Annotated in this window: 13 protein-coding genes; 11 read left to right on the forward strand and 2 right to left on the reverse strand. The window is 40.2% G+C overall.

The features are described 5' to 3' along the window. Positions 1–23: 23 nt before the first annotated feature. Positions 24–299: a transition state genes transcriptional regulator AbrB gene (locus tag CSV69_RS11180; RefSeq protein ID WP_099625959.1), complete on the reverse strand. Its 276-nt coding sequence runs from the start codon at positions 297–299 to the stop codon at positions 24–26. Positions 300–566: 267 nt separating this feature from the next. On the opposite strand from CSV69_RS11180, the gene metG reads away from it, so the two are divergent. From metG to CSV69_RS11215, 7 genes are all read left to right on the forward strand, one after another. Further along, a complete protein-coding gene (gene metG / locus CSV69_RS11185) occupies positions 567–2,561 on the forward strand; it encodes a methionine--tRNA ligase (RefSeq protein ID WP_099693459.1) in 1,995 nt (664 codons plus the stop codon). A gap of 463 nt (positions 2,562–3,024) precedes the next feature. Further along, positions 3,025–3,792 (forward strand): TatD family hydrolase, encoded by a 768-nt coding sequence (locus CSV69_RS11190; RefSeq protein ID WP_085427742.1) that lies wholly within the window; start codon positions 3,025–3,027, stop codon positions 3,790–3,792. A 131-nt stretch (positions 3,793–3,923) separates the two neighbouring features. Continuing rightward, a complete protein-coding gene (locus CSV69_RS11195; RefSeq protein WP_085427743.1) occupies positions 3,924–5,186 on the forward strand; it encodes a G5 and 3D domain-containing protein in 1,263 nt (420 codons plus the stop codon). 133 nt (positions 5,187–5,319) lie between these two features. After that, positions 5,320–5,886 carry a ribonuclease M5 gene (gene rnmV, locus CSV69_RS11200; protein ID WP_085427744.1) on the forward strand — a complete coding sequence of 189 codons (567 nt, stop codon included), beginning with the start codon at positions 5,320–5,322 and terminating at the stop codon, positions 5,884–5,886. Continuing rightward, positions 5,879–6,772, forward strand: a complete 894-nt coding sequence (gene rsmA / locus CSV69_RS11205) for a 16S rRNA (adenine(1518)-N(6)/adenine(1519)-N(6))-dimethyltransferase RsmA (RefSeq protein WP_099693445.1) — start codon at positions 5,879–5,881, stop codon at positions 6,770–6,772. Before rnmV ends, rsmA begins: the two co-directional genes overlap by 8 nt. A gap of 143 nt (positions 6,773–6,915) precedes the next feature. Beyond that, a complete protein-coding gene (veg, locus tag CSV69_RS11210; RefSeq protein ID WP_029054863.1) occupies positions 6,916–7,182 on the forward strand; it encodes a biofilm formation stimulator Veg in 267 nt (88 codons plus the stop codon). A gap of 140 nt (positions 7,183–7,322) precedes the next feature. Further along, complete coding sequence (locus CSV69_RS11215; RefSeq protein ID WP_085427746.1) at positions 7,323–7,496, forward strand: small, acid-soluble spore protein, alpha/beta type; 174 nt, start codon at positions 7,323–7,325, stop codon at positions 7,494–7,496. 142 nt (positions 7,497–7,638) lie between these two features. On the opposite strand, the gene CSV69_RS11230 is transcribed toward CSV69_RS11215, so the two are convergent. Then, positions 7,639–8,925, reverse strand: coding sequence for a lytic polysaccharide monooxygenase (locus CSV69_RS11230; protein WP_233192377.1), 1,287 nt, complete (start codon positions 8,923–8,925; stop codon positions 7,639–7,641). Positions 8,926–9,436: 511 nt separating this feature from the next. On the opposite strand from CSV69_RS11230, the gene CSV69_RS11235 reads away from it, so the two are divergent. From CSV69_RS11235 to CSV69_RS11250, 4 genes are all read left to right on the forward strand, one after another. Then, a complete protein-coding gene (locus CSV69_RS11235; protein WP_099693446.1) occupies positions 9,437–10,483 on the forward strand; it encodes an S-layer homology domain-containing protein in 1,047 nt (348 codons plus the stop codon). Positions 10,484–10,659: 176 nt separating this feature from the next. Then, the gene (locus CSV69_RS11240; protein WP_099693447.1) at positions 10,660–10,863 is read left to right on the forward strand and encodes a hypothetical protein; all 204 of its coding nucleotides are present in this window, start codon (positions 10,660–10,662) and stop codon (positions 10,861–10,863) included. A gap of 24 nt (positions 10,864–10,887) precedes the next feature. Next, complete coding sequence (locus CSV69_RS11245) at positions 10,888–11,955, forward strand: NAD(P)H-dependent flavin oxidoreductase (protein WP_085427750.1); 1,068 nt, start codon at positions 10,888–10,890, stop codon at positions 11,953–11,955. Between the two features lie 14 nt (positions 11,956–11,969). Then, positions 11,970–12,320 (forward strand): DUF2200 domain-containing protein, encoded by a 351-nt coding sequence (locus CSV69_RS11250; RefSeq protein WP_099693448.1) that lies wholly within the window; start codon positions 11,970–11,972, stop codon positions 12,318–12,320. Positions 12,321–12,334: the final 14 nt, after the last annotated feature.

Below are 12,334 nucleotides of genomic sequence, written 5' to 3' on the forward strand. Positions count from 1 at the left end.
TAACCGTTCAGGATTTTTGCAAATTAATTGATTTTGTTTTGAATTTCATCCATCAATTGTTTTGCGCCTTCAGGACTCAAAATTAGCTTACCGTCGATCAAACGAAGATTATCGTCTGATACTTCTCCAGTAATAGAACATGTCATATTAGGCAAGTACTTTTTCAAGATAATTTTGTCATCGTCCACGTATATTTCTAACGCGTCTTTTTGCTCAATACCAAGCGTGCGACGCAGTTCAATCGGGATTACAACGCGGCCTAGCTCGTCAACTTTCCTTACAATTCCAGTAGACTTCATGAGAAGAATTCCTCCTACACTATAGATTTAACATTCGTCAAAATTCGACATATTTCTTTTGTCTATTAAACATCATACCAACTCTTCCAATAACCGTCAATCATCATAACTTAAATAAACACTATTATTTTTTATTAAATTTTTGACAGGTAAAAAATGAGAGATGTTGAATGTATGAGGATTACAGACAGTGAGCAAGCTGAAAGAAGTTATAGGAAGTATAGGGTTCGGATGATAACATGGCACTTTTGTGCAATATCCGATAAAATGAAAGTACACATCAAATATTTGGAGGAATTACACGTGGAGAATCAATCTAAAACATTTTATATTACAACACCCATTTATTATCCAAGTGGGAAATTTCATATAGGAACGGCATATACAACAATCGCTTCTGACGCTATGGCGCGTTATAAGCGTTTGCGCGGATATGACGTCAGATTCCTAACTGGAATGGACGAGCATGGACAGAAGATCCAAGAAAAGGCAGAAGAAGAAGGTCTATCGCCCATTAAATATGTTGACGGTATTGCAGACGTTGCGAAGGACCTATGGAAACTGATGGATATCACATACGATGACTTAATCCGTACAACAGAAGATCGTCACAAGACAGTCGTTGAAAAGATATTCAAGAAATTCCTTGATAATGGAGACATTTATAAAGGAAAGTATGAAGGATGGAAATGCGTGCCATGTGAATCATACTTTACCGAGTCGCAACTTGTTGACGGGAATTGTCCGGACTGCGGCCGCCCCGTTCACCGCGTAGAAGAAGAGTCGTACTTCTTCAACATGAAGAAATACGCAGACCGCTTACTTGCGTATTATGAAGAGAATCCTACATTTATTGAACCAGAATCACGCAAAAATGAAATGATCAATAACTTCATTAAACCTGGACTTGAGGATTTATCCGTTTCTCGTATGTCATTTGACTGGGGAATTAAAGTGCCTGGAGATCCAAAGCACGTTATTTACGTATGGGTCGATGCATTGACGAATTATATTACTGCTCTTGGTTATATGTCCGATGACGAATCGTTATTCAATAAATACTGGCCAGCGGATGTTCATGTAGTAGGGAAAGATATTGTTCGTTTCCATACAATCTATTGGCCGATATTCTTGATGGCACTTGATCTTCCTTTGCCAAAAAAGGTATTTGCACATGGATTCATCATGATGAAAGACGGCAAAATGTCTAAATCCAAAGGTAATGTAGTGTATCCAGAAATGCTTGTTGAACGCTATGGCCTCGATGCTACACGTTATTTCTTGCTTCGTGAATTACCGTTCGGACAAGATGGTGTATTCTCACCGGAGGCATTTGTCGAGCGTATTAACTATGACTTAGCGAATGATTTAGGAAACTTATTAAACCGAACGATCTCCATGATCAATAAATACTTCGATGGAGAAATTTTAACAAAGGATCTTGTGCCGACGGAGTTTGATGCGCCGTTACGTGACATGATTCAGCATACGGTGAAGAAATATGAGACTTCTATGGAAAAAATGCAGTTTAGTGTCGTACTTTCTGACGTGTGGGCATTGATTTCCCGCACAAATAAGTATATTGATGAGACATCTCCATGGGTATTGGCAAAATCAGAAGAAGATCGCATGAAACTAGCGTCCGTTATGTATCATTTAGCGTTATCTCTTCATCATACAGCAATACTCTTGCAGCCATTCATGACAAACGCACCTAAACAAATGATAGAACAACTGGGTCTTACTGAAGATTCATTGAACTGGGCTTCATTAGATGAAGGCTATGCTATTCCTGCAGGTACAAAAGTTATCAAAAAAGGTGTTCCCATCTTCCCGCGTCTTGAAACAGAAGTAGAAGTTGAGTATATTCGTCAGCAAATGGCGATTACGGCACCTGCTGAAGTAGAAGAGAAGGTAGAAGAAGTGAAAGAAGAAACAAATGAAATTACGTTTGATGCATTCATGAATGTAGATATGCGTGTAGCAACTGTCACAGCATGCGAAAAAATGCCGAAAGCTGACAAGTTGTTGAAGTTGCAAGTGGACTTGGGTTACGAGCAACGTCAAGTCGTGTCTGGTATTGCGCAACATTACAGCACTGAAGACGTAGTAGGCATGAAAGTAATAGTTGTTGCGAATTTGAAGCCGGTTAAACTGCGTGGAGAATTATCACAAGGTATGATCTTGGCGGGCGAAAAAGACGGCGTGTTAAAACTTGCAACAGTCGATCCTTCATTAGAGAACGGCGCACAAGTAAAATAAGTTAACAAAATATAAAGCTGTCATCAGAAGTCGGAATTAACGATTTCTGATGACGGCTTTTTTCATTTTGACATGAATTGAGTGAGCGGAGAGTAAGATGCGTAGGGTAATAGTGCTGAGTACTAGTCAGGAAAAACTAATAAGGACGCTATCAGCACTACGGTTTCTTAAAATCTTGAAGGGAGAATACAGCACGAGTTGATCGGAGTGGAACGCGTCGCACTAGAATGCAGATCAACGGCTCACACCCACTACCCAAGTTTTATGTCATAAATGTTACAACAAACCTATAAAAGCCAATAGTTTGCCATATACACCCCAATGGCTCAGCATGTCTACTAGTAAAGCATTTCTGGTTGACTAGACAGAATTAACAAACTACTTGTTACACAACTGTAATACAAATGAGATGAAAGACACAAACAAAAATTATAGAATAGGAAACAGTGTTAGGAGAGATACTATGTTTATTGATACACATGTTCACTTAAATGCAGATCAATACGAAGAAGACGTGGAAGAAGTCATTCAACGTGCAATTGATGCAAACGTAGAAAAGATGGTTGTAGTTGGGTTTGATACAAAAACTATCAACAAGGCCATGGAATTAGTAGAACAATATCCATTCATCTATGGCGTTATTGGCTGGCATCCTGTTGATGCAATAGATTGCACAGAAAGCGATCTACAATGGATCAAGGAATTAGCAGCGCATCCAAAGGTGGTCGGAATCGGAGAAACCGGTCTCGATTATCACTGGGATAAATCGCCGAAAGACATACAGCAAGAAGTATTTCGCAAACAAATACAGTTGGCTAAAGAAGTAGATTTGCCAATCATCATTCATAACCGCGACGCAACAGGCGATGTAGTTCGCATTCTACAAGAAGAAAATGCGGCGGAAGTCGGAGGGATCATGCATTGTTACGGCGGTAGCGTGGAAACAGCTAAACAATGTATAGATATGAACTTCTTCATCTCGCTAGGTGGACCTGTAACATTTAAAAATGCTAGAATGCCGAAAGAAGTAGCGACACAGATTCCGCTTGACAAGCTACTGATCGAAACGGATGCACCATACTTAGCGCCGCATCCTTATCGAGGGAAACGTAATGAACCTTCTTATGTACCACTGGTGGCAGAAGAAATTGCCCGTTTAAAGGAAGTATCGGTTGAGGAAGTAGCCAAACAAACGACTGCAAATGCATTACAACTGTTTAAGATTCAGTGAACGATTTATGGCGATTATTTGTCTTACACGTCTGAAAAGATTCTAGTTGGCAAGGATAGGTAGTTTAATAGTTTGACAGTGAAAAATAAACGCTATATACTCAGCCGAGTAATGAAAGGGGAAACTTTTACATGTCTCAGAAGAATAATAAGGGTATGCGTATTGCAGTTTTATTCATGGCAATCGCATTATTCGTAGCAACAACGTCACTCGTATTGATTGACGGGAAAAAGAAAAACGTCTCAATGGATCTTAATGGAAAGCAAATAGAATTACGTACAGCAGAAGCTACGGTTGGAGAAGTATTAGCGGCAAATGACGTAAAAGTAGCAAAACATGACATAGTAGAACCGGCAGTCAACACGCCAGTTGAAAACGATACAGCAATCAAATGGCAAAAAGCTAAACAAGTTATGATTGATGTAGATGGCAAGACACAAGAGCTATGGACAACAGATGCTACAGTAAATGATGTCTTGAAGACAGCGGGAATTGAAATCACTACACATGATGAAATCGAACCTGCTCTAGAAACGAAGATTACAGACAATCAGCCAATTGCGATTGCAAAAGCATTTCCTGTTACGGTTAAAGACGGTGGAAAAGAAAGTACTGTATGGTCTACTCAAACTACAGTGAGAAAGTTTTTAACGGATCAGAACATCCGTCTTTCAAACTTGGATAAAGTAGAAGGTGACACAAGTGCGAAACTAACAGCATCAAATGCAGTGGTAAACATCGCGCGTGTTGAAAAAGTTACTGATGTAGTAGTAGAACCAGCAGATTTTAAAACAAAGAGAAAAACAGATATGACAATGCTTAAAGGTGAAGAGAAAGTCGTCACGAATGGTAAAAAGGGTAAGTTACAAAAGAAGTTCCAAATCACGAAAAAGAACGGAAAAATCGTTTCACGTGAATTCGTTGGCAAAACAATGGTAGAAGAACCAACGGCCAAGGTAGTTCACGTAGGAGCTAAAGCACCTAAAGTAGAAGTAGCGGCTGCACCGGCAAAAGCGGCTACAAGCGCATCGGCAAAATCTTCAAGCACGCCAGCAAAAGCACAAGTTGCAGTATCACGTGGCAACAGCGGGGAGCCTAGCGGCGGAAAAGAATTCTACGCTAATGCAAGTGCGTATACAGCTTATTGTAACGGATGTTCAGGAATCACAGCTACAGGCGTTAACTTGCGCGCAAATCCAGGTATGAAATTGATTGCAGTAGATCCAAGAGTCATTCCACTAGGCTCTAAAGTATGGGTGGAAGGCTATGGTTACGCAATTGCAGGAGATACAGGGGGCGCTATCAAAGGAAACCGTATCGACTTACACATGCCTACAAAAGAAGCGGCTTATGCATTTGGTCGCCGTCAAGTAAAAATCAAAGTTATCAACTAATAAAAGCTAGCCGATAAGGAGAAGAAAAACTCTTCCTCTTATCGGTTTTTTCTGTTTCCTATCGGTAAGGTTGTATAGAATAGAAAAACGCAGTAAAATAGTAAGAATGATATCGTGAGAAAAGAGGAATGTTGTGAATATAGAAGAAGTAGTCGTAGTTGAAGGAAAGTCTGACACAGTGGCTGTGAAACGTGCAACAGGAGCAGATACGATTGAAACGAATGGTTCAGCAATCTCGGACAAGACCATCGAGCGGATACGTCATGCACAACAGACACGTGGGGTCATCGTCTTCACTGACCCAGACTTTCCTGGACGACGTATTCGGGCCATAATTGAAGAACAAATCCCTGATGTTAAACATGCGTTTTTACCGAAGAAGGAAACTATAGCGAAAAATGGTCGTGGTTTAGGGATTGAACACGCGAATGATGAAGCGATTCGTCAAGCGTTGGCTTCTGTTTATACAGTGAGCGAGCATACAATAGAAGAGATACCGATGGCTGTATTATTAGAGGCAAGATTGATCGGTCACAGTGATTCGAGAAAGCGCAGAGAACGTTTGTCAGAATTACTGCATATAGGACAGGTAAACGGCAAAGGATTGAAGAAACGACTGGAGATGTTCCGAATTTCTATCGCAACATTCAATGAAGCGATACAAGTTCTTGACGAGGAGGAAATGACAACTGATGTATAAAGACATAGCAACGCCAGCGAGAACGAAAGAAATCTTGCAAAAGCATGGTTTTTCATTCAAGAAGAGTTTAGGTCAAAATTTCTTAGTGGATTCAAACGTACTGCATAACATCGTCTCGCATGCAGCGATCACGAAAGATACAGGGGTAATTGAAGTAGGACCAGGAATCGGTGCGTTAACAGAGCATCTTGCACGGCAGGCAGGTAAGGTTGTGGCATTTGAAATAGACGGTCGACTGTTACCCGTACTCGAAGATACGATGTCACCTTATTCGAATGTCACCGTCATTCATCAAGACGTATTAAAAGCGGATATTCATCAAGTGATTGAAGAACAATTTGCAGACTATGAAGACATCGTAGTTGTCGCCAATTTACCGTATTATATTACAACGCCGATCATAATGAAATTCTTGATGGAAAAAGCTCGCGTTAGTCAGCTTGTTATTATGATGCAAAAAGAAGTAGCTGATCGAATAACGGCAGTGCCTAGCACGAAGGCATATGGTTCATTATCAATCGCTGTCCAGTACTATATGGACGCAGAAGTATCTATGATTGTGCCGAAGACAGTGTTCATTCCGCAACCGAACGTAGAGTCAGCCGTACTTAGTTTGACGCGCAGAGAAGAGGCACACGCTCCTGTAGTGGATGAAGACTTCTTATTCACTGTGACGCAAGGATCGTTCTTGCATCGCCGCAAGACGCTGTGGAACAATCTTCAAGCATCGCTACCTGAGGGGAAAGAAAAAAAGGAACTGATTCAACAAGCATTTGAACAATCAGGTATAGATCCGATCCGACGAGGGGAAACATTATCGATTGCAGAGTTCATTAAACTGGCCAATGCACTATACCCTCACTTTGGCAAGCTAAAACCGGAATAAAATTAATGACAATTTCATATGAAAAAATAGTGAATTTCATCATAAAGTAATTGACAAAGACATAGACAAACTGTTAAAATAAAAATTTTGTTGACAAACGCATGTAAAAATGTTATGCTTATATTTAGTGAGGTGTAAGTAACATGCCAAAAACATTAGCAGACATTAAAAAGTCACTGGACGCTCATTTAGGGAAACGTCTTCACTTGAAAGCAAATGGTGGTCGTAAGAAGACGATCGAACATGCTGGAGTGTTGCGCGATACGTATCGTGCCGTTTTCGTAGTAGAGTTGGATCAGGATGACAATGCGTTTGAAAGAGTTTCTTACAGCTATGCTGATATTTTAACCGAAGCGGTTGAAATAACAGTTCTTGATGGTTCGGACCAAACAGCGTTTATCATCAAGTAATTCATCATGCTATTTTAATTTATTTCCTAGTGAATCCGCCAGAACTTCTTGGCGGATTTTTTATTATTTTGCATAAACGAAGTGTGATTTTCTCTAAATGGCTCATATTACATATGTCAGCCGAAAAGGAGGAAACTAAAATGGCGAGAAAAGGCGTCATGTCAGATCAATTGAAAGTAGAAATCGCGAAAGAGCTTGGCTTCTATGACGTTGTTCAGAAAGAAGGCTGGGGCGGTATTCGCTCACGTGATGCAGGAAACATGGTAAAACATGCAATTGAAATGGCAAGTAGACAAGTGGAGGAAAAGAAATAATCCAACCAATGTCCGTAGAATCCAAAACAGGCTGACAGATAGAACTGCAAAGGCATAATTGCTTTGCGGTTCTTTTTTTGATAAATGAGAAGGCTATATACCGGTCATATTGACTGGTATATAGCCTTTCGATCATATTAAATTACTTACGCTTCCACTGTACACTGTCACTAGGGACATTCGCACGTGTCCACCATTTCGCTTCATATAGATTGCCGTTGTACATCACATGGTCGCCAGTAACGTATACATTTGTAGTACGCCATTGTGGCACGCCTGTAGCAGCGGATTTTACTAATGTCCAAACCGCTGAATCGCCAGGAAGATCTCCACGTGTCCACCACTTCGCTTCATATAAATCGTTATTATATAGAACTTGATTCCCTACTAGATAGACTAGTTTCTTTTCCCACTTCTTCACGTCAGCATTGATGATCTTGATGAATTTCCAAACATCCTTTTCCCCTGGAGTATCACCGCTCGTCCACCATTGTGCTTCGTAAACGATTCCTTCATGTAGCACTTGATTCCCTACCGTATAAACGTTCTTCATCTTCCAGTCGCGAATCTCCGAGGTAGAAGACTCAAGTAGCTTCCACACGGCTGAATCACCAGGGAGATCACCGCGAGTCCACCATTTCGCTTCGTATAAGCTGCCTTCAAATCGTGCCTGGTCTCCTTCTACATAGACAATACCTTGATCCCATTTGACTGCGGGTTGAGTTGGTTTGTCCTTATCGGGGCTTGGCTGTGTTTCAGGTGCTAAGCTTGGTTTGCTTGGTGTTAGAGGTATCATGTCCACAGTTTTGTCGGGCTCAGTTGGTAGTGCTTGTTTGCCTCCGAAATCAGCATCAATCACGTTGTAGAAAGCATTCTTTGTATCACCAATGTTCCAAACGGCTAGAATTACATGATAACCGGTCCGTTCAGGTATGTTACAAGTATGTTTTACTTCGGAAAGTGGTCTTTGTTTCTTTCCGTCTACCGTACAGAATTTTTGGAAATCAGCCCGTTTTAATGGCTGATTCGTATCCCATCCTGTGCGTGTTATGTAATATTCCCATGAAGCAGTCACATGTGGTGCTGTAAATTTCCATTTGAATTGATTGGGACCTTTTTTCATCGGTACCTTTTGCCAACGAAGGCGTGTTTGTGTATCTAATTCGAAGAAAATATTAGCACTGGCAATTTTCCCGTCTGCCGGACCGCCTATCGGGAAGTTCCCGGGTGCTTCCAAGCTTTGTGGTTCATAAATTATTTTGCCGCAGTTCTTATTATCTCCTTGCTTGCATAAAAGTGCTCGACTTTCGGGTTGGCTTACATATCCGTGCGCAGATGCTTGGTTGGTAAATGAAAAAGTCGCAAGCAGGACAATTAGCGCACCAAATAAGATAGGCAAGACCGCTATGCGGGACATTCGTAACCACATTTGTTTCTTCCTCCTTATAGTTTGGAATAACTATGTTTTATATGGCTTCATCATAGAACCATTTTCCGTAAGAATCAATGTTTGAAATACAGCACTATTATAGTAAATTCAATTAGTAATTAACAAAAATGTGTCGCGAAAGAAATATTTGACAGTAATAATGGATAATAAGTATAACTATATACCTGTTAAGAAAAGTCTATATATACAGGAATTCGGTGTTTAATTGATGGCAAAATAAGAATTTGTACTTATCAATATTTCTAACGTTGTGTTGCACAGCACAAAGTTGATAGTTTATTCTGACTAACCATTACATATTCAGTAGTGATATAGCGTTGATGTCTTTGGAAAATAGTACTGTATGTATATATATGTACAAATGGGGTGTATACAAGTAGCGAATTTAGTACGTTTGTGTAGTAAAACAACATGTTTTAACGTTTTCATCTTATACCTAAATTAACATGATATAGTCAGTACATATTATGGGAAAAGGGGACCAATACGTATGAAAAAGATTTTTACAGTAATTTTGCTACTTGTTTTGACACTATCGTCAGCTCCTACAACACATGCTTCTACTAAAGTATTTACAGATGTTCCGAAAACTCACCCGAACTATACGGCTATTATGTATTTATTGGAAAACAAAGTGATTGAACCTACTGCGCATTTTGGGTTAAACGATAAAGTGACACGTGAAGAAGTAGCAATTATGGTGGCTAAAGCGACAGGGCTTGATGGAAAGAAAACGAAGACGAAGTTTAAAGATGTTCCCGCCAGCAGATACTCATCTGGCTATATCAACTCTGCGGTGAAAGCGGGAATTATAAACGGCTATCCCGATGGTACATTTAAACCGACGCAAAAAGTAACACGTGGACATATGGCTGCATTCATTGCGAATGCGTTTAAACTGACGAAAGAAAAAGATATTCGATTTAAGGACGTACCGAAGGGTTCTACTGCGTATAATGCGGTGCGTAAGCTAGCTTTTGAAAATATTACCTCGGGCTATCCGGACGGCACGTTTAAACCGAATGAAACACTGACTCGTTCGCATATTGCTGCATTCGTAGCAAGAGCTATGGATCTCGCATTCCGACCTGTGCCGCCTGTCATGGTTACAAGAGGTATTCATTTTGGAATGGATCCTGCACAAGTAATGAATGTCGAATCAAAGTCACCAGCTATATTGCTGTCCAATTTACGTGAAGGAAATAAACGATTATTGATCTACCGGACTACAAAGTATAATTACTATACAGATCTAATTTACTACTTTGAAAATAATAAGTTGCAGTTCATAAGTTATGACTTTATGGGTGGCGAAGACTACTATCATACTTCAGGTGAGATGTTTGCAATATACAATGAATTAAATGAACAGGCACAACGTGAATTCGGAGCAGACTATTACTCGGACACAGATAATGAAACTACATTCAATTCAGGATGGGAAAAGACCGGATACGTAGTAATTCTTACAGTGAATGATGACAATGTAAGTACTGCCGCTAATTTAGTGTATTTGCCGCATTCAATGTTAAAGTAACAGGTTGTTTATTGGAGTTACAAAGTGAAATATCTTTGTAACTTTTTTCTATTACACAAAACGAACGTGGAAACTTCAAATTTTTACAATTTACGTTATGCTAGAGTGAACAGTCACTATACGTTTTAGAATTCTCTGGGCTGTTTTAGTCGCCCGAAATGGTAGGAGGGGAAATGGTGAAGAAAGGCAATTTAGGACGAGCTCTATTTGCAGGTATCTTTGTCGGTATGATCAGCTTCATCAAAGAGTTGTTTTTTCCAGAACTGAATTCTTTTATATCTATTGCGCTTATGGTAGTCGCTGCTTTCATAGGTTATTCGTTGGGAAATAAAATATGGGTCAGACGTGAAGAAGAGAGAAACACTAAAACTACTACATAATCTTTTAAAGGGAGGTTAGTAAAGATGTGGAATCAAAATGACTTAACAAAAGAATTGGGTATTACCTATCCCATTATACAAGCAGGAATGGCTGGCGGTACGACCACGCCAGAACTGATAGCGGCTGTATCCAATGCGGGTGGTTTAGGTACACTGGGCGCGGGCTATATGAAAGCAGAAGACATGAAAGCAACAATAAAACAGATTAAGGAATTAACGAATCGACCTTTTGGTGTCAATTTATTTATTCCCGAGACATCTGATCTATCCAAAGAAAAGATTAAGAAGGCTAATGATTTATTACGACCATACCGTGAAGAGTTACATGTTTCAGAGCCAGAAGTGAAAATGATATCTACAGCAAACTTTGAACAGCAAATAGAAATTATTATACAAGAAAAAATAGCAGTTTGTAGCTTCACGTTTGGTGTTCCGACTAAGGACATAGTCCAACGACTAAAAGCAGATAACATCCTCGTCATGGGGACTGCCACGACAGTGAAAGAGGCAATGATCAATGAAGAGTCGGGTGTGGATATGGTCGTCATGCAAGGTAGTGAAGCAGGTGGTCATCGAGGTACGTTTTCGGGAAGTTTCGATGATTCTATGATCGGAACGATGTCGCTTGTACCGCAAGCTGCGGACGCAGTGCAAATCCCGGTTATTGCAGCCGGAGGAATAATGGACGGAAGAGGCGTTTTGGCAGCTCTTACACTTGGCGCGCAAGCTGTTCAAATGGGGACGGCTTTTGTAACGGCTATTGAAAGTGGCGCAAAATCACAGCACGCCGACGCCATTTTACATAGTACGGAAGATCAAACTGTCATCACATCGGTATTTAGCGGCAAGCCAGCTAGAGGCATTCAGAATGAGTTTATAACGAAAATGAAACCTTATGAAGAAAGTCTGCCTGATTATCCTATAATGAATACATTAACAACAGGAATACGCAATGAGGCCGCTAAGCAAAATCGTCCTGAATGGATACATCTTTGGAGCGGACAATCGCCCCGTTTGAGTAAGAAGCAACATGTTGCGGACTTACTAGCGGAAATCGTTTCCCAAGTAGAGAAGATCATACGCAATAGATGATAGGAGGTTGGATGATGGTTAAACATAAAATCTATACAATGAGTTTCGCGAGTGTGTATCCATTGTATATTAAAAAGGTAGAGAGAAAAGGACGTACAAAGTCGGAGGTCGATGAAATCATTCATTGGTTAACGGGATATAACCAACAGGAGTTGGAAGCGCTAATTGAAAAACAAACAGACTTTGAGACCTTCTTTTCTGAGGCTCCTAAGTTGAACCCTTCTCGGACGTTGATTAAAGGTGTTATATGCGGTATTAGAGTAGAAGAAATTGAAGAGCCAACGATGCGAGAAATTCGTTATTTGGATAAGTTAATTGACGAGTTGGCGAAAGGGAAATCGATGGAAAAGATTTTGCGTCAATAAGAACTGAAGTTGCA

This window comes from Sporosarcina sp. P26b, from assembly GCF_002743245.1.
GTDB lineage: Bacteria > Bacillota > Bacilli > Bacillales_A > Planococcaceae > Sporosarcina > Sporosarcina ureae_C.